Raw genomic sequence first — 25,178 nt, forward strand, 5'->3', positions numbered from 1 at the left:
AATGATTGAGGTAAACAAAATATGACATCTGTCAATTTACGCAAATATTTGCGACCTATACTGTTGACTGTAGTGATTATTCTCACCATTTTAGTGATATGGCATATCTGGAATTATTACAATTCTGAGCCATGGACGAGAGATGGGCGTGTGCGCGGTGATGTGATTCAAGTGTCATCAGATGTATCTGGTTTAGTAACAGAAGTACTAGTGCATGATAATCAGACCATTAAAAAAGGACAGCCTTTATTTAAAATTGATATCGAGCGTCAAAAATTAGATGTTGAACAAGCACAAGTAGATATCACAAAAGCTAAGGCAGGTCTAGCTCAAGCTGAGGCTGAATTGGCACAAGCCAAAGCCAATTTAATAAAGTCAAAAGCAAGTATTAATTTGGCTGATAAAAATGTCAATAGATATTCAAGTCTAATGGAAGGGGCAATTTCAAAGCAGGAGCAAGAACAGATTTTGACTACACGTGATGAATTACATGCTGTCCATGAACAGCTTATGGCAGCAATTCAACAATCAAAAGCAAATATTGAACAACAAAAAGCTTTAATACAAGCCGCTGAAAACAAACTTGATTTGGCAAAACTCAATTTATCTCGTTCAGAAGTCCTTGCTCCATCAGATGGAACATTATCAAATTTTGAGTTACAAAAAGGTAACTATATAAAAGCTGGGCAAGCTGTTGCAGCATTATTAGATAGAAAACAGTTATATGTTGTGGGGTATTTTGAAGAAACTAAACTAGATAAAATTTATATTGGTGCACCTGCAACCATTCAGCTAATGGGTGATTCACAAAAAATTAAAGGTCATGTACAAGGTATTGCTTCAGGAATTGAAGATCGTGAACGGACGACCAGTTCTGGCCTTTTAGCAAATGTTAATCCAACCTTTAGTTGGGTTCGTTTAGCACAACGTGTACCTGTTAAAATTGTACTTGATGAATCACCAAACAATGAACTATCTTTCGTTGCAGGGCGTACAGCAACAGTACATATAGAAAAAAATAAAAAAACTGATATTTAGCTCGAAAACACAAGATTCTCATTAGAAATGAGAGTCTTGTGTTTGGAAAAATAATACAGATTACTGATTTTGATCTTCTTTTTTAATTTTAATGGTTTTTAACCCATCATTTACTTTGTTTAAAAGATGAATCAAAGTAGCGACATCATCAAAGCTTAGTTTATCTAATGCTTGCCCATAGAAATCAAAAAAATCGGCTTGTAAGTTATCCCATGTTTTTAAGCCTAAGCCAGTTAAAGCAACATTTTTAGCTCTACGATCTTGTTCACTAATAATTCTTTCTACGAGACCATCACGTTCTAGGCGCTTTAAAACAGCATCTAAATTTTGGCGACTTACACCTAAATATTCGGTTAGGTCTGAAAAAGACATTCCTTCTTTAACTTGAGGTCGTGATAAAGCACCCAATACAGACCAATGTACTGGAGAAATTCCTAATTCATTTGAACATTTTCGATCTAAACTATTTCCAACTTGAAACAAGCGGAAAAAAAGCCTGTTATGAGAAGAATATAAGGATTGATCATATTTTTTTGAAAAAGTATCGCTCACTGTATGGAATATCCTTAGAACAGAAGTGTAATTACACCATAAATTATAACTGACTACTTTCGATCGTATCGTAGTTTTATTTAACGCTTATCCCAAATCATGGTATTTCGTAAGCAATATATGAATATAAATATGCTTATTCAGCTTTAATTTTTTGTTTAAACAGCAATAAAACCATTAAAACAAAATGATAATAATCTGCAATTTTAGTTTTTATTTCGTCATATTTAAAATATATGACTAACCCAAATCTAAATACAAAAATATTTTGTGTCAATGCATTTGAGATATAAAAAATATATTATATTGATTTACATTAATTTAATATTAAATTAATTTTATTTTATGTAAATATATTGACATAATTGAATTCTCTTTCTATTTTAGTTAGAACATATTGAATTAGAACAAAAGTTAATTGGGTTTGATAAAAAATCAGACAAGGAGCAAGTATGAAAGGACTAGAAAATAAAGTCATTATTGTGACAGGTGGAGCGGGTGGAATTGGTTCTGCAACTTGCCGAAGATTGGCACAAGAAGGGGCAAAAGTTGCAATTTTTGATATGAATTTAGCTGCAGCTAAAAAACTTGAAAATGAAATTAATCAATACGGTAAGGCATTCGCCATTCAATGTGATATTACTCAACATAGTATTGTTGAAGAAGCAGTACAAAAAACCGAAGCTGAGTTAGGTCCAATAGATGGATTAGTGAATAATGCAGGTTGGGATGTGTTCAAACCATTTATTAAAAGTACGCCAGAAGAATGGGACAAACTGATTCAAATTAATTTGATGGGTATGCTCAATATGCACTATGCAGTACTCAAAGGCATGGTCGCTCGTAACTCTGGAAGCATTGTAAATATTGCATCAGATGCTGCACGAGTTGGTTCTTCAGGTGAAGCTGTTTATGCCGCATGTAAAGGTGGTTTAGTTTCCTTTTCCAAAACATTAGCACGTGAACATTCACGACATAATATTAAAGTGAATGTCATTTGTCCTGGTCCTACAGATACAGCATTACTAGCGGGTGTAACGGAAGGCGCTTCAAATCCGGAGAAATTGCGTGATGCATTTATTCGTGCTATTCCACTTGGTCGTTTAGGTCAACCAGAAGATCTGGCATCTTCAATTGCATTTTTCTTAAGTGATGATGCCAGCTTTATTACAGGGCAGGTATTAAGTGTATCAGGTGGTTTAACCATGAATGGTTAAGAAAATAATCACCTGATTTAAACCTAAATGATTTAGGCACATAAATAAAAGAGTACAGGAAGTAAATAAAATGAATTTTGAAGATATTTTATATGAAATTAAAAATGGCGTTGCTTGGATTACGATTAATCGACCAGAAAAAATGAATGCTTTTCGTGGGCAAACTTGTGATGAAATTATTCGTGCATTAAATAAAGCAGGTTATGACCGTGATGTAGGTGCAATTGTATTAACTGGTGCAGGTGAAAAAGCATTTTGTACAGGTGGTGATCAATCTGCACACAACGGTAATTATGATGGACGTGGCACGATTGGTCTTCCAATGGAAGAGTTACATACAGCAATTCGTGACGTACCTAAACCTGTTATTGCCCGTGTGCAAGGATATGCAATTGGTGGCGGGAATGTTTTAGCAACAATTTGTGATTTAACCATTTGTTCTGAAAATGCAATTTTTGGTCAAGTTGGACCAAAAATGGGCTCTGTAGATCCCGGTTATGGTACTGCTTTTTTAGCTCGCGTTGTTGGTGAAAAGAAAGCACGTGAAATTTGGTATATGTGCCGACGTTATTCGGGGCAAGAAGCAGTTGATATCGGGTTAGCAAATAAATGCGTACCAGCAGATCAATTAGATGCAGAAGTACAAGCATGGGGTGAAGAACTCTGTGAGCGAAGCCCAACTGCCTTAGCCATTGCAAAACGTAGCTTTAATATGGATACAGCTCATCAGGCAGGTATAGCAGGTATGGGAATGTATGCATTAAAACTTTACTACGATACAGAAGAGTCTCGCGAAGGCGTCAATGCGCTGAAGGAAAAACGTAAACCTGAATTTCGTAAGTATTATAAATAAGGAGTCACTACCATGAGTAAAAATCCTTATATCACAGAAGAATTAGAATTTTTAGCAGAAACTGCTGAAAAGTTTGCCCAAAAATATATTGCACCAGGCTTTCTAGAGCGTGATCAAAGTAGAAATTTTGATCGTGATCTTATGAAAAAAATGGGAGAAATGGGTTTTATTGCACCAGAACTTCCTGAACAATATGGTGGTCAAGGAATGGGACGTCTAGCCGCAGGTGTTATTCATGAAGCAGTTGCCAAAGCTGATCTTAGTTTTTCTTATATCAACTTACTTGCTTCATTAAATGGTCAAATTTTAGCAGAACACGGACAGTTTGAAGTCGTAGAACCGTGGTTAAAAAAACTAACAGCAGGCGAAGTCATATTTTCAATTGCATTAACAGAGCCAAGAGGAGGCTCAGATGCTGCAAACCTACGTTTAAAAATTGAACGTGATGGTGATGAATATGTGATTAATGGAGAAAAAACATCTATTTCTGCTGCTGATCAGGCTGATGCTTCTGTTGTTTTTGGTCGTACAGGTTCTATTGAAAGCGGTGCACACGGCGTTACCGCACTTTTAGTTCCAATGAATTTACCAGGAATAACAACAACACGTTTTGATTGTCATGGACAACGTGCCATTGGGCGCGGTTCAATTTTCTTTGATAATGTACGTGTTCCAGTTAACCATCGTTTAGGTGATGAAAATAAAGGCTTTGTCCAAGTTATGCAAGGTTTTGATTTTTCACGTGCATTAATTGGTCTACAAGTTTTAGCTGTTGCACGTATTAGCCTTGATGAAGCTTGGGAATATGCAGCACAGCGCGAAGCTTTTGGTAAACCATTAAGTGCTTTTCAAGGTGTTTCTCATCCTCTAGCAGAGTATGAAACACAAGTTGAAGCTGCACGATTACTTTGCCTACAAACTTTATGGCTTAAAGATAATCATCTACCTCACACATCAGAAGCTGGTATGTGTAAATGGTGGGGACCAAAATTATCTTACGATGTTATTCATCAATGTTTATTAACTTTTGGTCATGCAGGTTATGATCGTGGTGTTATGGAGCAGCGCTTACGTGATGTATTAGGTTTTCAAATTGGTGATGGGACAGCACAAATCATGAAAACAATCATTGCAAGACATAAAGCAGGTCGTAAAGCAGTTCCTGCATAAAAGAAACACCGTTATTTTATTCATCTTTTAGATTATTCGAATAATTATTTGAATAATCTATAGAATATATAATCTGCAATGTGATGATGGATCTCTATTGTGTGGTTTAAAAATAGAGTAATTGAATAATTATAAAATTGGAGTTAGGAAATGGATTTTGATGCGATTCTATTACCCCCACGCCGTGAACAAATGTTGGATCAAGGATATTGGTTAAATAAAACAATCCTTCAATCGTTAAATGAAGCGGTACATCAGTATCCTGATAAAGTTGCATTGATCAGTTATAAAACTGAAGACAAGTCAGAAAAAAGCTTCACCTATAGGGAAATGTTACATACAGCAAATAAAATTGCTTTAGGATTAAAAAGTTTAGGTATTCAAAAAACAGATATCGTCTCTTGCCAATTGCCTAATTGGTGGGAATTTACTTTATTGTATATCGCATGTCGTCGTATTGGCGCGGTTCTTAATCCACTAATGCCAATTTTTAGGGAGCGAGAGCTTTCATTCATGCTAAAACATACGGAAAGTAAGATTTTTATCGTACCGAAAACTTTTCGTAAATTTGAACATGAAAAATTAGCTTATCAGCTACAAAATAATATTGAGAGCCTAGAACATATTGTCGTGATTGGTGGAGATGGTGATAATAGTTTTGAGAAATTATTGCTTAATCATGGTTTAGATCATGATCTACAAATTTTAAATACGCTAAACGATGTCACTATTACTGCGGATGATATTGCTCAGCTGGTATTTACATCAGGAACAACAGGTGAACCTAAAGGGGTTATGCATACTGCAAACACCTTATTTTCCAATATTATCCCTTATGCAAAACGTTTACATTTAAGTAAGGAAGATGTGATTTTGATGGGTTCTCCGATGGCACATCAGACAGGTTTTATGTACGGTTTAATTATGCCTGTATTACTCAAAGCCAAAGCAGTATTACAAGATGTCTGGGATGTAAATATTGCTATTGATTTAATTAATAAACATCAAGTGACTTTTACAATGGCATCAACCCCATTTTTAAATGATTTATCAGAAGCCGTTGTAGATACCCATCAATCCTTAGATAGTTTAAAGTTATTCTTATGTGCAGGTGCGCCAATTCCGAGTACATTGGTACAAAAAGCACGTCAAAATATAGGTGTAAAAGTAATTTCTGCTTGGGGAATGACGGAATGTGGTGCAGTTACAACCACTTGCCCAGAAGATGATGATGAACGTGCATTTAATACAGATGGACTTCCACTTCCTGGTGTTGAAGTAAAAATTGTTGATGATCGTGGTGAAATATTACCAGCATATCAATCTGGCACACTGATGATTCGTAGTTGTTCAAATTTTGGTGGATATTTAAAACGTCCACATTTAAATGAAACAGATAAAGATGATTGGTTTGATACAGGTGATATTGCCTACATAAATGAGCTAGGTTATATCCGTATTGCAGGTCGTAAAAAGGATGTCATTATTCGAGGTGGTGAAAATATACCTGTGAGTGAAGTTGAATCTTTAATTTATTTACATCCAAATGTTGCTACTGTTGCATTGGTTCCTTATCCAGATGAGAGAATGGGAGAAAAAGCCTGTGCTGTCATAAAGCTAAAAGAAGGCACTTCTGAAATAGAACTGAAAGATTTAATTGATTTCTTAAAAGTACATAATCTAGCGAATCAATATTTACCTGAACGTTTAGAAATATGGGATGAAATTCCAATGACACCATCAGGGAAAATTCAAAAATTTAAAATTCGTGATTTATTGCAGCAAAGTGAAACCGTATAAATGTTAAATGAAAAGCTTTTCTATATTATTGTGTCGAATAAAATTTAACATTATTTTCATCAGCTCTTATCATGTGAATGTTAGAGCTGATATGGATTTTTAGAAATTTACGTATTATTCACAGAACACAGTAAATTCTTCTAATGGAATACGTGGTGTATAGAAATTATTAATCACTTGAGTATCATCAGCATAGCCTAAAGCTACAGTACAAATAAGTTCTTCATCATTTGGAATATTTAAAACTTCAGAAACAACTGAAGAAAATGGATTCCATGCTGCTTGTGGGCAAGTATCTAAACCTCGTGCTTTTGCTGCAATCATCACGTTTTGAATCATCATTGATAGATCCATTTTTGAACCTGTAGCAAGTGATTTATGTAAAGTAAAAAATAGTCCTACAGGCGCATCAAATAATTGATAATTGCGTAAATGCTGAGCTTGCATTTTTTCTGTTTCACCTTTTTTAATATCAAGCAAACCGTATAATCCCCAACCATTTTCCCTACGGCGTTCAATAAAAGGGGAAGCCCACTGTTCAGGATAATATTTAAATGTCTCCTGATATTGATATGTTTTTTCAGGATTATTAAATAATTCAGTTTGTGCCTGACAGACTTGTTGTATTAATTCTTCACGTTTTTTTCCTGTAACAACATACACTTTCCAAGGTTGAATATTATTTCCAGATGGTGCTCTGCTTGAAATCGTCAAAATATCTTTAATAATTTGTGTTTCAACAGGCTGATGAGTAAAAGCACGAACAGAGTGCCTAGAGCGAATAACATGATCAACAGCAGTTTGTAATTCTTGATGCATTTGAATTCCTTTTTATATAAATTTCACATCTCTCTGAGTGTGAATAATATCCTTTAAAATCTCAGTACTATGTAGATAAAAGAATGATATCTCAGTTATCTGAAGATGATTTCAAATCTTGATTCATATAAGGCTCCTTAAAAAATATATTTAACAGCATAAATTTTATTTGTTTTATGTCAATATACATATATTTAAAATTAAATAACTGTAAATAAATATATGAATTATTTTTATTTAATTAAAATATATATGTAAATATATTGACATAAATTTATAGCTAAACTAATCTGCTTATATAGTTAAAAATATTTAAGATGCTTATTTTAGACATAATTTAGGCATTCAATTTAGATGAAAGTTATTGCAGATAAAAACATTCGTACAGATTATTTTTATCTCGTTGTAAATTTAAGTCTAATTTTCAAAATTTTCTTCAAAAATGAATTAAGACCTTGTATTAAAATGGTTATTTAAAATTAAAGAGAAAGGAATTTACAGCAATATCGTAATTAAATGGAGATTAATATGATTCGTGATCAAGAAATGTTAGATCAGCTTTTATCTACAATTCGAGACTTTGTACAAAATGAACTTGTACCATTAGAACATGAAGTTGAAGAAAGCAATGCGATTCCTGATCACATTGTGAGTCAAATGAAAGAACTTGGCTTATTTGGTCTTACCATTCCTGAAGAATATGGTGGTCTCGGTATTACCATGGAAGAAGAGATTTTTGTCGCAATGGAGCTTGGAAAAACTTCAGCTGCTTTTCGTTCTCTTATTGGAACCAATAATGGTATTGGTTCGAGTGGTATTTTAATTGATGGAACAGATGCCCAAAAACAGAAATATTTACCGCGCTATGCAACAGGTGAATATATTGGCTCATTTTGTTTAACAGAGCCAGATTCTGGTTCCGATGCAGCATCTTTAAAAACAAGCGCAACCAAAGATGGTGATTATTATATCTTAAATGGTACTAAACGCTTTATTACTAATGCGCCTCGTGCAACCACGTTTACCGTTATGGCACGTACAAACCCTGACATTAAAGGGGCGAGTGGTATTTCGGCATTTTTGGTAGAAGCGGGTACTGTTGGTCTAAGTTTAGGTAAGATTGATAAAAAAATGGGACAACATGGTTCCTATACTTGTGATGTTATCTTTGATAATTGTAAAGTACATAAAGATCAATTAATTGGTGGTATTGAAGGTATTGGTTTTAAAACAGCAATGCGTGTATTAGATAAAGGTCGTTTGCATATTGCAGGTTATAGCGTTGGTATGGCAGAACGTATGCTAAAAGATGCTTTAAATTATGCAGTAGAACGTAAGCAATTTAATCAACCAATTGCCAATTTTCAATTAATACAAGGAATGCTTGCAGACTCTAAAGCTGAAATTTATGCCGCAAAATGCATGGTGCTAGATGCAGCTCGTTTACGTGATTTAGGTCAGAATGTAACAATAGAATCCTCTTGTGCAAAAATGTTTGCTACAGAAATGTGTGGTCGTGTTGCAGATCGTTGCTTACAAATACATGGTGGTGCAGGTTATATCAGTGAATATTCTATTGAACGTTTTTATCGTGATGTACGGTTATTCCGCCTTTATGAAGGAACAACTCAAATTCAGCAAGTCATTATCGCTCGTGAAATGATTAAACAAGCTATAACTTAAGTAGATAATTTTTTTTAAATAGGGAAGTATTGAAATGACAACTAAAGTTAAATTTGATTGGCAAGATCCGTTTCTACTTGAGCAGCAGTTGACTGAAGAAGAACGAATGATTAGAAACACAGCACAGGCTTATTCACAGAATAAGTTAATGCCTCGTGTATTAGAACAATTTCGCTATGAAAAAACCGATCCGAATATTTTTCGTGAAATGGGTGAGTTAGGATTACTTGGTCCAACAATCCCAGAACAATATGGTGGTTCAGGCTTAAATTATGTGAGTTATGGTCTAATTGCTCGTGAAATTGAACGTGTCGATTCAGGTTATCGCTCTATGGCAAGCGTACAAAGCTCATTGGTTATGGTTCCAATTAATGAGTTTGGTTCTGAAGAACAAAAGCAAAAATATTTACCAAAATTAGCAACGGGTGAATATATTGGTTGTTTTGGTTTAACGGAACCTGATCATGGATCAGATCCTGGCAGTATGATTACTCGTGCTAAAAAAGTAGATGGTGGTTATAGATTAACCGGTAATAAAATGTGGATTACCAACAGCCCAATTGCAGATGTATTTGTTGTGTGGGCTAAAGAAGTTTCCACTGAAGGAAATGTCGGCGATATTCGTGGCTTTATTTTAGAAAAAGATTGGCAAGGTTTATCAGCACCTGCTATTCATGGAAAAGTAGGTTTACGAGCATCCATTACAGGTGAAATCGTGATGGATAATGTCTTTGTTCCTGAAGAAAATGTATTCCCTGAAATACGAGGTCTTAAAGGCCCATTTACTTGTTTAAATAGCGCACGTTATGGTATTGCTTGGGGTGCAATGGGTGCGGCAGAATTTTGTTGGCACACTGCACATCAATATACAATGGATCGTAAACAATTTGGTCGTCCATTAGCTGCAAATCAGTTAATACAGAAAAAATTGGCAGATATGCAAACTGAAATTGCATTAGGTTTACAGATAGCATTACGTTTTGGACGTATGAAAGATGAGGGAATTGCATCAATAGAAGGAACTTCGCTCATAAAACGTAATAATTGTGGTAAAGCATTAGATATTGCTCGATTAGCACGTGACATGATGGGTGGAAACGGAATTAGTGATGAATTTGGTGTAGCTCGTCATTTAGTCAATTTAGAAGTTGTTAATACTTATGAAGGTACTCATGATGTACATGCTTTAATTTTAGGTCGTGCTCAAACAGGAATAGCTGCTTTTTGTAATTGATATTAATCAATTTCTAAGACATTGATCATAAATAAATTATTAATAACGTGAATTACAAGAATTCACGTTATTAAACTGTCGTGATTAAACTTTGAAATCGGGAATTAATAAATTTAATTTAAAATATTTGCTAAGGTTGGGTTTTAATAACCACTACAATTTTTGTTTGGCTTTTTGGCGTAAAACATATAAATATAAACTTTCTACTTTTTCACGTGCCCATGGTGTAGTGCGCAAGAATCGTAATGATGATTTAACACTTGGATCTATACAAAAACATCTAATTTCAATTTTACGACTTAAACCCTCAAAGCCACCGTAATAATCCAATAATTCATCCAAAATATCAGCAAGTTTTTTGCCATGTAAAGGGTCATTGGAGGCATTCATAAAATAGGTCAACCATATTTGAGGAGGTCATCATTATAACCCGAGATTGTTGAACGTTGAGAGGATTCGAACTTAAACGTAATTAACATAGAAAATTAATCAGACTCTAATAATTAGGAAGTCATTGTAGTACATGGCAAACCGTATATCAGAAGGTAACTTACATAATATCTTATTTAACTTATGTCTACCTAAAGTGTAGTTCATAAATGAATTTATGATTATTTGGTAATTAATTTAATGACTTATGGTAATAAAGTTTCAATTTTTGGAATGATTGGTTCATGAACTTAGCTGAGAATATGATTTTTCACTAAAAATATTTTAAAAGTAGAATAATGAAGGTAGCTATCTTTGTTCCTTTAAGTTCTGCTTAGATGAGTTTTCCGAAATTTAGTTGATGACAGTCTATCTATACTTTTACATATGAATTGTGATGGGTTGTAGGTAGATACGGATGTTCCCAGAATCGGAAATTGATCGAGAGTCAATGGAGTTTGACGTAGTCATCGTAGGTGCAGGCCCTGCCGGTCTTTCCGCCGCGATTAAAATCCGTCAACTTGCAATTGAAAATAACCTAAACGATTTGTCCGTGTGTGTCGTCGAAAAAGGCTCTGAAGTGGGTGCGCATATCCTATCGGGTGCTGTACTTGAACCTCGTGCCATGAATGAGCTTTTCCCAAATTGGAAAGAAGAAGGTGCACCTTTAAATGTACCTGTGACTGAAGACAAAACTTTCTTCTTACTTTCTGATACAAAATCTCAAGAAGCACCGCATTGGATGGTACCTAAAACCATGCACAATGATGGCAACTATGTCATCTCTCTTGGCAATGTCGTGCGTTGGTTAGGTCAAAAAGCTGAAGAGCTTGAAGTATCTATCTTCCCTGGCTTTGCAGCAACAGAAATTCTTTATAATGAAGATGGTACTGTAAAAGGTATTCAGACGGGTCATATGGGTATTGGTAAAGATGGTGAACCAACACATAACTTCACACCTGGTTATGAACTACATGCAAAATACACATTATTTGCTGAAGGTTGCCGCGGCCACTTAGGTAAGCGCTTAATTTCTAAATTCAACTTAGATAAAGATGCGGATCCTCAACATTACGGTATTGGGATTAAAGAGCTATGGGAAATCGATCCTGCTAAACATAAAGCAGGGACGGTGATGCATGGTGCTGGTTGGCCTTTAAGTGAAACAGGTTCTTCAGGCGGTTGGTGGCTCTACCATGCTGAAAACAATCAAGTGACTTTAGGGATGATTGTGGACTTGTCTTACACCAACCCACACATGTACCCATTCATGGAAATGCAACGTTGGAAAACACACCCTCTGATCAAGCAATTCCTTGAGGGTGGTAAGCGTATTTCTTATGGTGCGCGTGCCGTTGTTAAAGGTGGTTTTAACTCACTTCCTAAGCTCACGTTCCCAGGTGGATGTTTAATCGGTGATGATGCAGGTTTCTTAAACTTCGCAAAAATCAAAGGTTCTCACACGGCTATGAAATCAGGCATGTTGTGTGGTGAAGCGGTGTTTGAAGCGATTGCAGCCGGTGTAGAAAAAGGCGGTGATATCGCTGTTGCACGTGCAGTTGAAGGTGAAGACTTATTTGTTAAAGAATTGACTTCATATACAGACAAATTTAACAACAGCTGGCTCAAAGAAGAGTTATATAACTCTCGTAACTTTGGCCCTGCAATGCATAAATTTGGTCAATGGATGGGTGGTGCATTTAACTTCATCGATCAAAACGTGTTTAAAGTACCATTTACACTGCATGATTTAACGCCAGACTTTAGTTCGCTTAAAACGCAAGATGCTGGAACGTTTAAACCGAACTATCCTAAACCAGATGGTAAATTAACATTTGACCGTTTATCTTCAGTGTTTGTATCGAATACGGTGCATGAGGAAAATCAACCAGCGCATTTAAAACTGACTGATCCATCGATTCCTGTAAACGTGAACTTACCGAAATGGGATGAGCCTGCTCAGCGTTATTGTCCTGCAGGTGTGTATGAAATCATGGAAAATGATGATCGTTCAAAGCGTTTCCAAATCAATGCGGCAAACTGTGTGCACTGCAAAACATGTGACATTAAAGATCCTTCTCAGAATATCACCTGGGTAGTACCGGAAGGTGCTGGTGGTCCGAATTATCCGAATATGTAACTCCTTAACGATTTAAAATTGAAGCGCTGTAAAGAGATATTCATGGAAGAACATAGCAAGTTACAGCCTGAATTTAGAGGATTGGTTTTATTAGCATCTGTTGGTTTTTTCATGCAGGCTCTGGATACGACCATTATCTTTACTGCTTTACCTGCTATTGCACATAGTTTAAATGAAAATCCATTAGATATTCACGGTGTCGTTATTGGCTATATATTGGCAGTTGCGGCAGGAATACCTATCAGTGGATGGCTTGCAGATAAATATGGATTAAAGAAGGTTTATTTTCTTTCTATTCTTATTTTCACCCTAGCTTCATTGGGATGTGGTTTGTCACAAACACTTGATCAATTAATTTTTTTTCGAATTCTTCAAGGATTAGGTGGGGCTTTGTTAATGCCTGTTGCAAGACTGGCTTTATTAAAGGTTATACCTAAAGGGCAGTTTATTTCTGCTATAAGCACCATGAATATATCAGGATTAATAGGACCATTAATTGGACCTGCATTAGGTGGGTGGTTGTTAAAAGCAGCAACTTGGCATTGGATTTTTTGGGTAAATATACCTATTGGTTTAATTGGAATGATATTTACTTTAAAAGTCATGCCAAATGTTATTGAAAAAAATGTAAATAGATTTGATTTAAGTGGTTTTCTTCTGATTGCATGCGCAATGATTGGCATTGTTCTAGGCATTGAGCAAATTACGAACGTAAGTCATTCGATAAATATGATTGTCTTTTGTTTAGGTGTAGCGTGTATTGCAATAGCTTTATATATATTTCATGCAAACGCTAACCCAGATGCATTATTCAGAGCACACCTTTTCAGGAACCGAACTTTTACCATAGGCATTTTAGGAAATTTGTTTGCACGATTGGGAGGGAATTCACTTCCATTTCTTTTGCCCTTAATGTTGCAAGTTGCATTTAAAATTGAACCTTATATAGCAGGTTTAATGATGACTCCGCTCGTATTGGGCTCCTTATTTTCAAAGTCAATTATTCGACCAATTATGCAGAGATTAGGCTATCGGCGTTTTCTCATTATCAACTCATTATTGGTAGGTTTATGCATTGTAAGCTTCACATTTACTCATTTAGATACGCCAATATGGTTTAAAGCGATTCATTTTTTTGTATTTGGCGTTTTAAACTCTTTACAGTTCGTAGCTATGAATGCTTTGACATTAAGTGAGTTAAGTGTAGAAGAGTCGAGTCCTGGTAATAGCTTTTTGTCCATGATTATGATGCTTTCTATGAGTATTGGTATTGCAATGTCAGGCACTATTTTGAATCTCTTTACTGACCATTATGGCGTAGGTAATACGGTTCATGCCTTCCATTCAACATTAGTTTGTATGGGGGTAATCAATATTATTACGGCATTAATCTTCTCTAAGCTTAAGAAAAAAGTTTAGCTATTGAATAAATTATTTAAAGAAATTGAATGTGAATTACAGAGGGGAAAGGTTAATTAACAAGTTCCCCTTTAAAGAACATCACAAGGGTAACGCTCAATGCGGTGATGTAATTTTTACCCTATATGCAGTAGTTATTTATAACTCTTCATTTTTATTTTTTAGGTAAAACAGTCTCCTAGGAGGCTGTTTTTATAACTCATAGGCATATGAGTTTTTAGTAATTAATCCTAAATACAAAAATGTATGCTGTAATACATATAGTCATGAAGCAAATACTGATTCTACGACTTATTGATGAGCCAGTTCTTCCGGATGAAGAATATTTATTGCATATACTGTGCTTTTACAACAGGAGGTTGATATGCGCGATATTCCACCATTAAATGCCCTACGTACATTCGAATGTGTTGCTAGACACAAAAGTTTTACAAAGGCTGCTGATGAGTTATACGTCAGTCAATCTGCTGTGAGTCGTCAAATTACACTAATTGAAGAATATCTAGGAATTGAATTCTTTAAGCGAGAACGATCAGGAATAAGTCTGACAGAAGCAGGTGTGAAATATTATGCAGAGATCGGTCCAGCTTTTAATAAAATCGCTATTGCCACTCGTGGTATGAGTTCATACCGTAAAAATAATGACATTGCATTACGTGTTTACTCTACTTTTGCCGCTAAGTGGCTGGTTAGACGTTTACAAAAGCTTCATGCTGATAATCCTAAACTAAGAGTCAATATTAAGACCAAAGTGGCTCCAGTCGATTTTGCAATTGAAAATGTGGATGCTGCAATACAATTTGGGGATGGCAATTGGGCTGATGTTGATAGCTTTTTTTTATGTAGTGATGAAATCAGACCTGTATGTAGCCCCTCACTGATTAGTCATTTAACCCGACCACCAGCTCCACAGGACGTTAATAAGTATAAGCTTATACATTCTAACTATAGAAAATTAGATTGGACAGAGTGGCTAGCCGTACAAAATATAGAAAGTGCTGAAACCGACCAATTTATCTTGCCAAACTCGCTTTTGGCTTATCAGGCTGCCATTGATGGAATAGGTATTGCAATGGCACAGACCAAACTTGTAGAACAGGAAATTGAAAACGGTAGTTTGATTTATTTCTCAGATTATGTGCTTAAACGGGATTTAGGGTATTACCTTGTTGTTCCGCAAAACTCACCAAAATTAGAAAAAATTATTGAAATAAGGGATTGGTTAATCAAGGAACTTAATTAAAAGGATGTTAAGAATTTATGACAACAATCATAGAAAAATATGCTGAATATGCAGCATTGGAAGCCAAACGAGATCTTTCCGCTGAGACAATTCATCATTCGAAAAGGGCTGTACTTGACTGGTTCTCAGCTTTATATCCAGGGATGCTAAGTGATGTTGGCACAAGAATTATTGCCACTTTTGAAGAGGAATTAGGTGTTGGCAAAAGTCGACTTCCAAGCTTAAACAAAACTGCTTTTTCTTCTTCAGCTGCATGGATATTAGGTACAACATCACATGCAATCGAATTCGATGATATTTTTAGAGACGCAGTTTATCATCCAGGGGTACCTGTGATTAGCGCAGCACTTGCGATTGCTGATGAATATAATCGCAGCGGTTTAGATTTCTTAAAAGCTGTAATTGTAGGTTATGAAGTATCAACGCGTTTAGGTGCAGCGGTACAGCCTTCGCATTATTCATATTTCCATACCACAGGGACAGTAGGTGCTATTGGCAGTGCAGCAGCTTCAGCGTTTTTAATTAATCCACATGATCCAGATATGTTTGCTCATGCTGTAGCAACAGCAACCACTTTTGCTTCAGGCTTGCAACAAGCTTTCCGATCTGATGCTATGACAAAAGCTTTACATGGTGGTCACGCTGCTTCAATTGGAGTTACAGCAGCTAAGTCCGCTGCTAAAGGTATTACTGGCGCTTTAGATATTCTTGAAGGTGACGTAGGATTTGGTGCTGCATTATCTAAAAATCCCAATTGGGATAAAGCTTTAGCTGGACTAGGTGTTCATTATAATATTTGTAATATGACACAGAAAAATCATGGTTGTTGTGGGCACACTTTTGCGGCTATTGATGGTGTAATTGCTATTCGTCAAACTCTTTTGACAAAAGGTATATCACTTTCAGAGATTGAAAAAATTACTATTCAAACCTATCAAACAGCATTAGATGTAACAGGTAATTTTAATCCTGAATCTGCATTCCAATGCCGTTTCAGCTTACCTTATGTGGTATCTCATGGTTTTCTGCATGGCAGCGTTCGTTTAAATGCTTTTGTAGATGAGCAAATGGCATCATTAGAAACACGTGAGTTAATGAAAAGGCTTACTTTGGAAAGTGATGAAGAATTAACGTCTAAATTCCCCAATCAACGTACTGCTAGAATAAAAATTATATTGAAAGATGGACAATCCTTTGAGCATTTCTCACCATGTCGTAAAGGTGATCCAGAAGCACCACTTACGGATACAGACTTGGATCATAAGTTCTTTGAGTTGGTTAATGGTGTGCTCACAGCAAAGCAGGCGAAAGAACTCAGAGATCAAATTTGGCTATTAGATCAAATCAATATTAATTCATTAAAAATTTAACTAACTTAAATAATTTAAAGGTATTTGAAATTTCAAATACCTCTTAACAAAAATCTATGCTGCTAAAGTGCCACTAAAATGCTTTTGAACAATAGAAATAATGAATTTACATTAGGATTAGTAGGATTATCTATCGCTATTTTTATATCTAACTTAGATATAGCAATAATTAATCTTGCTCTACCTCATATTAGTCATGAATTAAATATATCTTTTGCTGTATCTATTTGGGCCATTACGAGCTATCAACTAGTCATGGCTGCATTAATTTTACCTTTAGCTGTTTTTGCAGATAAATTAGGTTACAGACTTATTTTTCAAATAGGCTTAATCATATTTACAATAGCTTCATTCTTTTGTGGTTTTTCTCAAACGATAGAACAGCTTATTTGGGCACGTGCTTTACAAGGTTTAGGTGCGACGGCAATTCTCGCCACTAATATTGCTTTAATTCGTCAACTTTATCCTGCAGAAAAATTAGGATTAGGCTTTGGATTTAATACATTTGTATTGGCACTTGGCTTCGTTACTGGGCCTATTATAGCTTCCTTAATCTTGTCGCACTTCCATTGGTCATGGATATTTTTGTTAAATATTCCTCTAGGTATAATAAGTTATTTTTTATGTCGCTACATTCCTAAGAGTAAAGAAAATAAATTTTCAAAAATCAATCTCATATCAATGTTTTTAAGTGTGTTAATGTTTTCAAGTATTATTTTAGCTTTAGCAAATTTCTCTATTTCAAATTCTTTAAAAAATACAGGGATATTTTTAAGCATAGGAATTATCTCTAGTATTTTATTATATAGGAGAGATAAAAATCATAAATATCCAATTTTTCCGATTGATCTATTCAAGAATTCAATATTTAACCTTTCACTAATTGCATCTTTTTTTGGATTTGTAACTCAAGGGCTAGCGTTAGTTGCATTACCTTATATATTTTTATCATTAAATTACTCTAAGCAGGAGATTCCTTTATTAATTCTGGCTTGGCCACTTATGGGAGCAATTACTGGACCACTAGCAGGAATACTTTCTAACAAAATTTCACCAGCTTATTTAGGCGCTATTGGGTTTATGTTTGTAGTAGTTGGGTTAGGGAGTATGGCTTATTTTACAGATGAATTGCCTCAATATATTACTTTCATAATAATGCTTTTTTGTGGAATTGGTTTTGGACTATTTTATACGCCTAATCAACGTATGTTTATATCAAACCTAGCTATGAATAGAAGTGGGGTTGCTGGGGGGATGCTCAATATATCAAGGATTATGGGGCAAACTGTAGGTACATCCCTAGTTGCGATCAGTATAAACTTTTCTTCTAATAGTCTAGTTGCAATGCTTGTAATAGGTGCATTAGCAGCATTTTGTGGAAGTTTAGTGAGCCTTTATAGAATTAAATATTCTTAAAAAAATTATAGCTATACAAACTAAATAAAATATAAATTAAAAAATATTCAGCTGATTGAATTCCATCGGCTGAATATTTTTACAATTAAAGTTATTTAGAAATATTTTTAAGAAGCAATTCTAACTGTTTTAATTTTCAAGAACTCATGAATACCTTCGACACCGCCTTCAGTACCTAAACCACTGTCCTTTACACCACCAAAAGGTGTTTCTGGTAAAGATGCTTGCCAATCATTAATGCTGATTACACCACTTTCAATTTCATTCGAAATACGTTGAATGTATTGGAAGTTTTGAGTAAAAGCATATGAGGCTAAACCAAAAGGCAAACGATTTGCTTCTTGTAATGCTTCATCAAGAGACGTGAAGGATTTTAGAATAGCAATTGGGCCAAATGGCTCAATATGATTTACATCAACATCTAAGTTAGGTTGAATGATAACAGTCGGAGCATAAAAATTACCTGGCAATTTTTCTAATCTTTCACCGCCAGCCGAGATTTCTGCACCAAGTTCACGAGCATTCTTTACGAGTTGTTCAATAGCAGCTAAGCGTCGTGAATTTTTTAAAGGCCCCATTTGGGTTTGTCCATCTAGTGGGCTTCCCACTTTAATTTGCTTCGCATGTGCTGTAAATTTCTCACAAAAATCAGCAAAAATAGATTCGTGAATTAAAAAACGGGTAGGGGAAGTACAGACTTGCCCCGCATTCCTATATTTTGAAACTACAGCGGCTCTCGCGACTTTATCAACATCGACATCTTCACAGATAATAACAGGTGCATGGCCACCTAACTCTAGGGTTAGTTTTTTTAGATGTTTAGACGCTTTTTCAGCCAAGGATTTACCAATTGAAGTGGCACCAGTAAATGTAATCATCGCAACATCTGTAGATTCGCATAAGATATTCGAAATTTCTTCAGGATTGCCAAAAACCATATTGACTAAGCCTTTAGGAAAGTCTAGTTCATGAATAATTTCTGCAATCTTGAGTGCTACACCTGCAGTTTCTTCAGATGGTTTCATGACTATCGAACAACCGGCAGCAAGAGCTGCACTGATTTTACGAGCAGGCGTAATCGCAGGAGCATTCCAACCTGAAAATGCAGCCACTACGCCTACAGGCTCGTAGACAACAGTCTGTTTCATGTTTGGATTACGCGGAGCGATGGTTTTACCATAAATACGTCGAGCTTCTTCACTTGCCCACTCGAACATTTCAGCAGCAGTCTGAACTTCCTTTTTCGCTTCAGCTAAAGGTTTACCGAGTTCTAAAGAAATTTTTTCTGCAATCACATCGACACGCGTATACATCAAATTTGCGATTTGACGGATTTTGACTGAGCGATCATAGGCTGAAGTTTTCGCCCAAACTTTATACGCTTGAAGAGCGGATTGAATCGCCTCTTGTATGTCTTGCGCAGAAGTAAATTGAAGCGTTCCCAAAATCTCTGAAGTTGATGGATTAATCACTTCATAATTTATTTCAGACGAACCTTGACGGAATTTCCCTGAAATATACTGACTATATTGCATAATTTATGGCTCTATAAAATGAGTATTTCGAAGGATTAAAGACGAATTTTCTCGATATTATTTGCTTCAGCCCAGAAGTCAGTCATCGATGAAGTATCTTGACCATCCTTACCAGCATGACGTGCAAGTTGGAACATATTTCTTACTAGATTTCCTACAGGAAGGGAAATGCCAGTTGATTGGGCTGCTTGACACGCTAGGGTAAGATCTTTAAATCCAAGTGCAATATCAAAGCCTGGGCTTAAGTCACCATTAAGGACTTTGACAGGCCATTTTTCCTTGAGTTGACCATTTGATGCAGTCGTTCCTGTCAATACATCAAAGGTTTTTTGCGCATCTAATCCCAAACCTTGTGCAAGGACTAACGCTTCTGAATTCAGCTGACAATAGCAAAGTACCATTAAATTATTAATCAACTTCATACGTGTACCAGCACCAGGCTCGCCACAATGTAAAACGGTTGTACCCATTTTGAGGAGTAGTTTTTCTAGTTCGACTAAATCGTTTTCTTTAGCACCTAACATAAAGAGTGATTGACCAAGATCAGCGTGGGCTGCAAGACGACCAACTGGTGCATCAGCAAATTTAATATTCTTCTGTTGAGCGTGATGATAAAGTAAATCAACGGTATCAGTATCAATCGTACTGAGTTCAATTAAATATTTACCTTCAGCTATATTGGCCAATACCCCGTCATCTCCTAGAATCACTTCTTTAGATTGTTTAGGACCTGGCAACATTGTGATGACTACATCCGAATTTTTAGCAATTTCTTGGATGCTCAGCGCATTTTTACCACCCAATTCAATAAATTTTTCAATTTGATTTGGATTTAAATCAAATGCAGTTACCTCTAAACCATTTTTAACTAAATGAGAGGCTAACGGAAAGCCCATTCGTCCTAGGCCAATGAAACCAATTTTCATAACTCTTCCCTTTGATTTAAAAATACTATTTTCCACCAACCATAATTTCTCATATTTAGCACTCAATAGGTATTAACCATTTGGAATACCACGATGAGTTTATGTAAAACCTTTTAGCTTCGAGTTATATAAAAATGAGAATCGGGTTCTATAAAATCAAATAATTGATCGAAAAATATATTAAAAAAAACAATGATTTCTCAGCATGAGGTTTATTCAATCAAATATGTGGGTGTGACTAAAAAAGAATCTGATAATTCTATCTATAAGGATAAAAACGATCCAAAATAGGAGTCCCTGCTACTATTTGTTCATTTGAGTCTTACCTTATATACAACCTAATTTTAGCGCCCACGATGATTTAATCACGACGAATAATTAAGTTAAGTATTGAATATACTCAACTTATTAATATTGATTCTTCAATAATATTTTTATTTACCTTATTTGTGAAATTTGCATGACTTGATGATTTATTTGAAAACTTGGTCATGAAATGATCCTTATTATTTCTTATGTCAGAACATAAGGAATCTCACTGAATGGATTTTAATTTAACGGAAGAACAAGTTGCATTTGCAGATTCAGTACGCAAATTTGCACAGAAAGAATTGGCAGATGGGGCATTAGAACGTGCACATTCACACGACTATCCTTGGGAAATTGCAGCTAAATTAGCTGAGATGGGCTTAATCGGTATTACGGTCAAAGAAGAAGATGGTGGCATTGGCGGCTCTTTAGTGGATGCCGTGATTGCCATTCAAGAATTGGCACTGGTTTGCCCGAAAAGCGCTGATGTGGTTCAAGCAGGTAATTTCGGTGCAATTCGTACATTTGCAGAATATGCTTCACCATATCTGAAAGAAAAATATCTTCCTGACTTGCTGGCAGGGAAAAAACTACTTGCACTAGGTATGAGTGAGCCGGGTGCTGGTTCTTCAGTGACTGAACTGAAAACCTCAGCAGTAGAAGATGGTGATCACTACATTATCAATGGTTCTAAAGTCTTCTCAACTCACAGCCCACATGCTGATAGCTTCCTAATCTATGTACGTTTTGGTGAAGGCCTAGATGGTATAGGTTCAGTCATGGTTGATCGTGGTACACCTGGTTTTGAAGTAGGTCAGCCTTCAGCATTTATGAGTGGTGAAGAGTGGTGCCAACTGTACTTTGATAACTGTCGTATTCCAAAAGAAAACGTACTACTTGGACCAGGTGGATTTAAAAAACAGATTTCAGGTTTCAACGTTGAACGTATTGGCAATGCTTCACGTGCATTAGCTTTAGGTCGTCATGCGTTTAATGTTGCACGTCAACACTGCCTAGATCGTGAGCAATTTGGCAAAGCATTATGTGAATTCCAAGGTTTGCAATGGAAGTTCTCAGAAATGGCTTTGAAACTAGAAAGTTCACAGCTACTACTTTACCGTGCTGCAATTAATGCCGATGGCGGTCTGCCATCAGCTTATGAGACAAGTATTGCGAAGCTGTCATGTAACTTAACAGGTTGGGAAGTATCTAACGAAGCGTTACAAGCGATGGGTGGTTATGGTTATTCGACTGAATCACTAGTTGAGTACTGCGTGAAACGTACACGTGGTTGGATGATTGCGGGCGGTTCAATTGAAGTATTGAAAAATCGTATTGCAGAAGATGTATTTGGTCGCCGCTTTAATCAGCGCGCGAAGTAAAGCTTGGTGATTATTAAATAAAAACTTAAATTATGCATTGCAAAGGATATGAATTATGCATATGGAAAATACTGCAGGAAGTGCAGAAGGTAATAAAAAGTGGAAACTTGCATTTATATTATGTTTCTTAGCTTTAGTTGTAGATGGCGCGGACGTAATGATGCTGTCACTCAGTTTAAAAAGTATCAAAGATGATTTTGGTCTGACTGGGGTTGAAGCTGGTATGCTCGGAAGTGTTACTATCCTTGGTATGGGATTAGGTGGTATTTTCGGGGGCTGGTGTAGTGATAAATTTGGTCGTGTAAAAGCTATTGCTGCGAGTGTTCTTCTCTTTTCGGTACTTACAGCATTACTAAGTTTTACTCAAAACGTTTGGCAGTTTGGTATTTTACGTTTTATTTCAGGTGTTGGTCTAGGTACTGTGTATATCGTATCTGCAGGATTAATTTCTGAATATGTACCAACTAAGCATAGAACGACTATTATTGCGACCTTACAAACTGGTTGGACTTTTGGTTACATTGTTGCATCTCTAATGGCTGGAGCAATTATTCCAGATCATGGATGGCGCTTAATGTTTTTATTAAGTGGTTCAGCTATTATTCTTTCATTCCTTTTATATTATTTCGTACCAGAATCTGAATCATGGCAGGCGGAAAGAGATCGTAAACTTTTAGCTAAAAAAGATAATCCACAAGATTCATCATTTGGTTTTAAGCTTATTTTTAAAGATAAAGCGGTCTTGAAAGTTCTCCTAATGTGGATTTCTGCAAGTATGCTATTACATTTAGGTTATAACGGTGTGAATCATTGGATGCCAACCTATATTGAAACCGAAATGGGTCTTAACTATAAATCAATGACTTACTATATGATTGCTAGTTATAGTGCAATGGTATTCGGTAAGATCAGTGCAGGAATTATTTCAGATAAATTTGGTCGTCGATTTGCATTCATGTTTGGCTGTATTGCTACTGCAGCGTGTTTAGTTTCTATCGTGATGTTTGCAAATCCTACTAATATTATTTATTTCTTGGCACTTTTCGGATTCTTATATGGCATCCCATTTGGAGTGTATGCAACATTTATGAGTGAAAGCTTCCCAACTGCAGCACGTGGTACAGCTATGGGTACTGCACATAATATGGGTCGTATTGGTTCGGCAACTGCACCTATCTTGGTCGGAGCAATTGCAGCAAGTGAATCTATTGGATATGGTTTCTTAATTCTAGGATTCTTCTATCTGATTAGTATTCTGCCAATTCTATTTATTCGTGAAAAAATGTTTGATCCATCAGCGAAAGCAGGTGTAGAACCTGAACCAGCCAAATAAACAGCAAATAAAAAAAGCGCTCTGAAGAGCGCTTTTTTTATTTTACATTTTCTCAAATAAGTCATAGCGTGATGATTTATTTGAAAACACAGAATTAATAAAACGAATATTCTTTAACTATAGAATATGTTGAATATAGAGTTAAAAATATGGATTTTAATTTAACGGAAGAACAAGTTGCATTTGCAGATTCAGTACGCAAATTTGCACAGAAAGAATTGGCAGATGGGGCATTAGAACGTGCACATTCACACGACTATCCTTGGGAAATTGCAGCTAAATTAGCTGAGATGGGCTTAATCGGTATTACGGTCAAAGAAGAAGATGGTGGCATTGGCGGCTCTTTAGTGGATGCCGTGATTGCCATTCAAGAATTGGCACTGGTTTGCCCGAAAAGCGCTGATGTGGTTCAAGCAGGTAATTTCGGTGCAATTCGTACATTTGCAGAATATGCTTCACCATATCTGAAAGAAAAATATCTTCCTGACTTGCTGGCAGGGAAAAAACTACTTGCACTAGGTATGAGTGAGCCGGGTGCTGGTTCTTCAGTGACTGAACTGAAAACCTCAGCAGTAGAAGATGGTGATCACTACATTATCAATGGTTCTAAAGTCTTCTCAACTCACAGCCCACATGCTGATAGCTTCCTAATCTATGTACGTTTTGGTGAAGGCCTAGATGGTATAGGTTCAGTCATGGTTGATCGTGGTACACCTGGTTTTGAAGTAGGTCAGCCTTCAGCATTTATGAGTGGTGAAGAGTGGTGCCAACTGTACTTTGATAACTGTCGTATTCCAAAAGAAAACGTACTACTTGGACCAGGTGGATTTAAAAAACAGATTTCAGGTTTCAACGTTGAACGTATTGGCAATGCTTCACGTGCATTAGCTTTAGGTCGTCATGCGTTTAATGTTGCACGTCAACACTGCCTAGATCGTGAGCAATTTGGCAAAGCATTATGTGAATTCCAAGGTTTGCAATGGAAGTTCTCAGAAATGGCTTTGAAACTAGAAAGTTCACAGCTACTACTTTACCGTGCTGCAATTAATGCCGATGGCGGTCTGCCATCAGCTTATGAGACAAGTATTGCGAAGCTGTCATGTAACTTAACAGGTTGGGAAGTATCTAACGAAGCATTACAAGCGATGGGTGGTTATGGTTATTCGACTGAATCACTAGTTGAGTACTGCGTGAAACGTACACGTGGTTGGATGATTGCGGGCGGTTCAATTGAAGTATTGAAAAACCGTATTGCAGAAGATGTATTTGGTCGCCGCTTTAATCAGCGCGCGAAGTAAAAATTTAAAAGG

General features: G+C 36.1%; 20 protein-coding genes. 15 read left to right on the plus strand and 5 right to left on the minus strand.

From position 1 onward, the window contains the following. The first annotated feature begins 21 nt into the window (after positions 1-21). The gene (locus tag AOY20_RS11385; RefSeq protein ID WP_054581970.1) at positions 22-1,038 is read left to right on the plus strand and encodes an HlyD family secretion protein; all 1,017 of its coding nucleotides are present in this window, start codon (positions 22-24) and stop codon (positions 1,036-1,038) included. A gap of 60 nt (positions 1,039-1,098) precedes the next feature. Here the strand turns inward: AOY20_RS11385 and AOY20_RS11390 are convergent, their stop codons facing one another. Next, the gene (locus AOY20_RS11390; protein ID WP_054581971.1) at positions 1,099-1,590 is read right to left on the minus strand and encodes a MarR family winged helix-turn-helix transcriptional regulator; all 492 of its coding nucleotides are present in this window, start codon (positions 1,588-1,590) and stop codon (positions 1,099-1,101) included. Positions 1,591-2,042: 452 nt separating this feature from the next. Between AOY20_RS11390 and AOY20_RS11395 the strand changes: the two genes are divergently transcribed. From AOY20_RS11395 to aliA, 4 genes are all read left to right on the plus strand, one after another. Beyond that, positions 2,043-2,807, plus strand: coding sequence for a glucose 1-dehydrogenase (locus tag AOY20_RS11395; RefSeq protein ID WP_054581972.1), 765 nt, complete (start codon positions 2,043-2,045; stop codon positions 2,805-2,807). 70 nt (positions 2,808-2,877) lie between these two features. Further along, positions 2,878-3,660, plus strand: a complete 783-nt coding sequence (gene badI, locus AOY20_RS11400) for a 2-ketocyclohexanecarboxyl-CoA hydrolase (protein ID WP_054581973.1) — start codon at positions 2,878-2,880, stop codon at positions 3,658-3,660. A 12-nt stretch (positions 3,661-3,672) separates the two neighbouring features. Further along, positions 3,673-4,830, plus strand: a complete 1,158-nt coding sequence (aliB, locus tag AOY20_RS11405; protein ID WP_054581974.1) for a cyclohexanecarboxyl-CoA dehydrogenase — start codon at positions 3,673-3,675, stop codon at positions 4,828-4,830. Positions 4,831-4,980: 150 nt separating this feature from the next. After that, a complete protein-coding gene (gene aliA, locus AOY20_RS11410) occupies positions 4,981-6,630 on the plus strand; it encodes a cyclohexanecarboxylate-CoA ligase (RefSeq protein WP_054581975.1) in 1,650 nt (549 codons plus the stop codon). Between the two features lie 114 nt (positions 6,631-6,744). Here the strand turns inward: aliA and AOY20_RS11415 are convergent, their stop codons facing one another. Continuing rightward, on the minus strand, positions 6,745-7,449 hold the full coding sequence (locus AOY20_RS11415) for a nitroreductase (protein WP_054581976.1): 705 nt from the start codon (positions 7,447-7,449) through the stop codon (positions 6,745-6,747). A 528-nt stretch (positions 7,450-7,977) separates the two neighbouring features. Here AOY20_RS11415 and AOY20_RS11420 point away from each other — a divergent pair. Together AOY20_RS11420 and AOY20_RS11425 are read left to right on the plus strand one after the other, a co-directional pair. Then, positions 7,978-9,132, plus strand: a complete 1,155-nt coding sequence (locus tag AOY20_RS11420) for an acyl-CoA dehydrogenase family protein (RefSeq protein ID WP_054581977.1) — start codon at positions 7,978-7,980, stop codon at positions 9,130-9,132. A gap of 34 nt (positions 9,133-9,166) precedes the next feature. Next, positions 9,167-10,366, plus strand: coding sequence for an acyl-CoA dehydrogenase (locus AOY20_RS11425; protein ID WP_054581978.1), 1,200 nt, complete (start codon positions 9,167-9,169; stop codon positions 10,364-10,366). Between the two features lie 153 nt (positions 10,367-10,519). Here AOY20_RS11425 and AOY20_RS11430 read toward each other — a convergent pair whose 3' ends face one another. Next, positions 10,520-10,756, minus strand: coding sequence for a VF530 family protein (locus AOY20_RS11430; protein ID WP_054581979.1), 237 nt, complete (start codon positions 10,754-10,756; stop codon positions 10,520-10,522). Between the two features lie 457 nt (positions 10,757-11,213). On the opposite strand from AOY20_RS11430, the gene AOY20_RS11435 reads away from it, so the two are divergent. The 5 genes from AOY20_RS11435 to AOY20_RS11455 all read left to right on the plus strand — a co-directional run bounded on the left by AOY20_RS11435 (position 11,214) and on the right by AOY20_RS11455 (position 18,383). Then, entirely contained in the window at positions 11,214-12,935 is a 1,722-nt protein-coding gene (locus AOY20_RS11435) for an electron transfer flavoprotein-ubiquinone oxidoreductase (RefSeq protein ID WP_054581980.1), read from the plus strand. 42 nt (positions 12,936-12,977) lie between these two features. Then, positions 12,978-14,354 (plus strand): multidrug transporter subunit MdtD, encoded by a 1,377-nt coding sequence (gene mdtD / locus AOY20_RS11440; RefSeq protein WP_054581981.1) that lies wholly within the window; start codon positions 12,978-12,980, stop codon positions 14,352-14,354. Between the two features lie 364 nt (positions 14,355-14,718). Further along, positions 14,719-15,597: a LysR substrate-binding domain-containing protein gene (locus tag AOY20_RS11445; RefSeq protein WP_054581982.1), complete on the plus strand. Its 879-nt coding sequence runs from the start codon at positions 14,719-14,721 to the stop codon at positions 15,595-15,597. Between the two features lie 17 nt (positions 15,598-15,614). Next, entirely contained in the window at positions 15,615-16,967 is a 1,353-nt protein-coding gene (locus AOY20_RS11450) for an MmgE/PrpD family protein (RefSeq protein WP_054581983.1), read from the plus strand. A 78-nt stretch (positions 16,968-17,045) separates the two neighbouring features. Next, positions 17,046-18,383, plus strand: coding sequence for an MFS transporter (locus AOY20_RS11455; protein ID WP_054581984.1), 1,338 nt, complete (start codon positions 17,046-17,048; stop codon positions 18,381-18,383). Between the two features lie 107 nt (positions 18,384-18,490). On the opposite strand, the gene AOY20_RS11460 is transcribed toward AOY20_RS11455, so the two are convergent. Together AOY20_RS11460 and AOY20_RS11465 are read right to left on the minus strand one after the other, a co-directional pair. Continuing rightward, positions 18,491-19,918 (minus strand): NAD-dependent succinate-semialdehyde dehydrogenase, encoded by a 1,428-nt coding sequence (locus AOY20_RS11460; RefSeq protein WP_054581985.1) that lies wholly within the window; start codon positions 19,916-19,918, stop codon positions 18,491-18,493. A gap of 35 nt (positions 19,919-19,953) precedes the next feature. Beyond that, complete coding sequence (locus AOY20_RS11465; RefSeq protein WP_227510400.1) at positions 19,954-20,880, minus strand: NAD(P)-dependent oxidoreductase; 927 nt, start codon at positions 20,878-20,880, stop codon at positions 19,954-19,956. 506 nt (positions 20,881-21,386) lie between these two features. On the opposite strand from AOY20_RS11465, the gene AOY20_RS11470 reads away from it, so the two are divergent. The 3 genes from AOY20_RS11470 (at position 21,387) to AOY20_RS11480 (ending at position 25,166) form a co-directional block, all read left to right on the plus strand. Continuing rightward, complete coding sequence (locus tag AOY20_RS11470; protein ID WP_054581987.1) at positions 21,387-22,535, plus strand: acyl-CoA dehydrogenase family protein; 1,149 nt, start codon at positions 21,387-21,389, stop codon at positions 22,533-22,535. Positions 22,536-22,590: 55 nt separating this feature from the next. Next, a complete protein-coding gene (locus AOY20_RS11475) occupies positions 22,591-23,868 on the plus strand; it encodes an MFS transporter (RefSeq protein ID WP_081403395.1) in 1,278 nt (425 codons plus the stop codon). Between the two features lie 149 nt (positions 23,869-24,017). Then, positions 24,018-25,166 carry an acyl-CoA dehydrogenase family protein gene (locus AOY20_RS11480; RefSeq protein ID WP_054581987.1) on the plus strand — a complete coding sequence of 383 codons (1,149 nt, stop codon included), beginning with the start codon at positions 24,018-24,020 and terminating at the stop codon, positions 25,164-25,166. Positions 25,167-25,178: the final 12 nt, after the last annotated feature.

It is taken from the genome of Acinetobacter equi (genome assembly GCF_001307195.1).
Classification (GTDB): Bacteria; Pseudomonadota; Gammaproteobacteria; order Pseudomonadales; family Moraxellaceae; genus Acinetobacter; species Acinetobacter equi.

Bases quoted from the DNA above. Each gene is read 5' to 3' on its own strand.
- AOY20_RS11385 (WP_054581970.1), top strand. From the start codon at position 22: ATGACATCTGTCAATTTACGCAAATATTTGCGACCTATACTGTTGACT.
- AOY20_RS11395 (WP_054581972.1), top strand. From the start codon at position 2,043: ATGAAAGGACTAGAAAATAAAGTCATTATTGTGACAGGTGGAGCGGGT.
- badI (WP_054581973.1), top strand. From the start codon at position 2,878: ATGAATTTTGAAGATATTTTATATGAAATTAAAAATGGCGTTGCTTGG.
- aliB (WP_054581974.1), top strand. From the start codon at position 3,673: ATGAGTAAAAATCCTTATATCACAGAAGAATTAGAATTTTTAGCAGAA.
- aliA (WP_054581975.1), top strand. From the start codon at position 4,981: ATGGATTTTGATGCGATTCTATTACCCCCACGCCGTGAACAAATGTTG.
- AOY20_RS11415 (WP_054581976.1), bottom strand. From the start codon at position 7,449: ATGCATCAAGAATTACAAACTGCTGTTGATCATGTTATTCGCTCTAGG.
- AOY20_RS11420 (WP_054581977.1), top strand. From the start codon at position 7,978: ATGATTCGTGATCAAGAAATGTTAGATCAGCTTTTATCTACAATTCGA.
- AOY20_RS11425 (WP_054581978.1), top strand. From the start codon at position 9,167: ATGACAACTAAAGTTAAATTTGATTGGCAAGATCCGTTTCTACTTGAG.
- AOY20_RS11430 (WP_054581979.1), bottom strand. From the start codon at position 10,756: ATGAATGCCTCCAATGACCCTTTACATGGCAAAAAACTTGCTGATATT.
- AOY20_RS11435 (WP_054581980.1), top strand. From the start codon at position 11,214: ATGTTCCCAGAATCGGAAATTGATCGAGAGTCAATGGAGTTTGACGTA.
- mdtD (WP_054581981.1), top strand. From the start codon at position 12,978: ATGGAAGAACATAGCAAGTTACAGCCTGAATTTAGAGGATTGGTTTTA.
- AOY20_RS11445 (WP_054581982.1), top strand. From the start codon at position 14,719: ATGCGCGATATTCCACCATTAAATGCCCTACGTACATTCGAATGTGTT.
- AOY20_RS11450 (WP_054581983.1), top strand. From the start codon at position 15,615: ATGACAACAATCATAGAAAAATATGCTGAATATGCAGCATTGGAAGCC.
- AOY20_RS11455 (WP_054581984.1), top strand. From the start codon at position 17,046: ATGCTTTTGAACAATAGAAATAATGAATTTACATTAGGATTAGTAGGA.
- AOY20_RS11460 (WP_054581985.1), bottom strand. From the start codon at position 19,918: ATGCAATATAGTCAGTATATTTCAGGGAAATTCCGTCAAGGTTCGTCT.
- AOY20_RS11470 (WP_054581987.1), top strand. From the start codon at position 21,387: ATGGATTTTAATTTAACGGAAGAACAAGTTGCATTTGCAGATTCAGTA.
- AOY20_RS11475 (WP_081403395.1), top strand. From the start codon at position 22,591: ATGCATATGGAAAATACTGCAGGAAGTGCAGAAGGTAATAAAAAGTGG.
- AOY20_RS11480 (WP_054581987.1), top strand. From the start codon at position 24,018: ATGGATTTTAATTTAACGGAAGAACAAGTTGCATTTGCAGATTCAGTA.